The organism is Streptomyces sp. NPDC047079, from assembly GCF_040643755.1.
In the GTDB taxonomy this organism is placed as follows: Bacteria; Actinomycetota; Actinomycetes; order Streptomycetales; family Streptomycetaceae; genus Streptomyces.
This window is the reverse complement of record NZ_JBEYUZ010000076.1, coordinates 1-1,072: the sequence shown is the minus strand read 5'-3', so window position 1 is coordinate 1,072 and position 1,072 is coordinate 1. Positions and strand designations below refer to the sequence as shown.

General features: G+C 71.6%; 2 protein-coding genes and 1 pseudogene. All 3 read right to left on the bottom strand.

Annotated elements, in window-relative coordinates; translation table 11 throughout:
* Window positions 1-134: 134 nt before the first annotated feature.
* The gene (locus ABZ823_RS30955) at window positions 135-461 is read right to left on the bottom strand and encodes a hypothetical protein (RefSeq protein WP_361666246.1); all 327 of its coding nucleotides are present in this window, start codon (window positions 459-461) and stop codon (window positions 135-137) included.
* Window positions 458-631, bottom strand: coding sequence for a hypothetical protein (locus ABZ823_RS30950; RefSeq protein ID WP_361666244.1), 174 nt, complete (start codon window positions 629-631; stop codon window positions 458-460). The genes ABZ823_RS30955 and ABZ823_RS30950 overlap by 4 nt, the downstream gene beginning before the upstream one ends.
* Window positions 631-1,072: pseudogene (locus tag ABZ823_RS30945) on the bottom strand (hypothetical protein); the annotation flags it as partial. The gene ABZ823_RS30950 and the pseudogene ABZ823_RS30945, both read right to left, overlap by 1 nt.

Genomic DNA, 1,072 nt, shown 5'->3' with positions numbered 1-1,072 from the left:
TCCCGGCCCTGCTGCTGCGCCTGGTAGGAGCTGTCGACCTCCCAGCCCTTGGCGCCGCAGGTGGTGCACACGTACTGGTACTTGCGGCCACCCCGAGCGGGGCGAACGGTGGTGTGGTGCCTCATGGACATCGGTCAGTTCCCTTTCCGGAAGTCGGCCCACAGGCCGCGCAGGACGAGAACGCAGATCGTCAGGGAGACGACGGCGAGGGCGAGGACGGCGGCGAGGATCGCGAACCCGAACACGAGGAACGCGATGGCGACGACGACCACGACCAGGGCGAGGACGCCGACGCAACCGCCCGCGATGTATGCGCCCCACGGGTGGGCCTTGATCGGCTGCAGCGGCTGCATGGTGCTCTGCACCACGGAGGGCTGCGCGTACTGGACGGGCGGGGCGGCGAACATCGGGTTGCCCGCCATGTCGTAGCCGATCTGCTGCCGCTGTGCGGGCTCGTTCATCGCGCCCACCTCCGCAGCCGGGGCAGGTGCGGGCGGGCGGCGATGCCGAGCCCGAAGGCGACGACGACGGGCTTGGAGACGATCGCCGCGGCGACGGTGACGACGACGGCGAGCAGCGACGGGAAGACGATCAGGAGCCCGAGCAGGGCGCCGAGGATGATCCAGCGCATCACGCGTATCCGCCTTCCATGGGCTTGGCCGGGGCCTGCGGGTCGGACCTCTTCGCGGCCCGCGAGAGGGCGGTGCGGACGTAGGGCTCGGTGACGACCAGGCGCCGGTTGCGGGCGACGTGCTCGGCGATCTCGCGGGCGGATGCGTCCGGGCCGAGGATGGATGCGGCCTCGACGACGGCGGCCTCGACCGTGACGGGCTCCAGCGCGTTGACCTGCGGCGCATCAGCCGCATCAGGTCGATGCACCTCGTACTCCGGAGGCCGCTGGCCGAGGACCAGAGCGACGGCGACAGCGTCCACGGCGACCCCGTAGGAGACGAGCAGGGAGGCGAGCTCGGCCGGGGGCGCATCAGGTCGCGCATCGTGTGCGAGACGGATCGCGTCGGCCGGGTCGACGGTGGTGAAGTGCTCGCGCAGCGCCTCGGTCGCGGTGATCGGG

Coding starts and splice junctions, on each gene's coding strand:
- ABZ823_RS30955 (WP_361666246.1), bottom strand. CDS start 461: ATGAACGAGCCCGCACAGCGGCAGCAGATCGGCTACGACATGGCGGGC.
- ABZ823_RS30950 (WP_361666244.1), bottom strand. CDS start 631: ATGCGCTGGATCATCCTCGGCGCCCTGCTCGGGCTCCTGATCGTCTTC.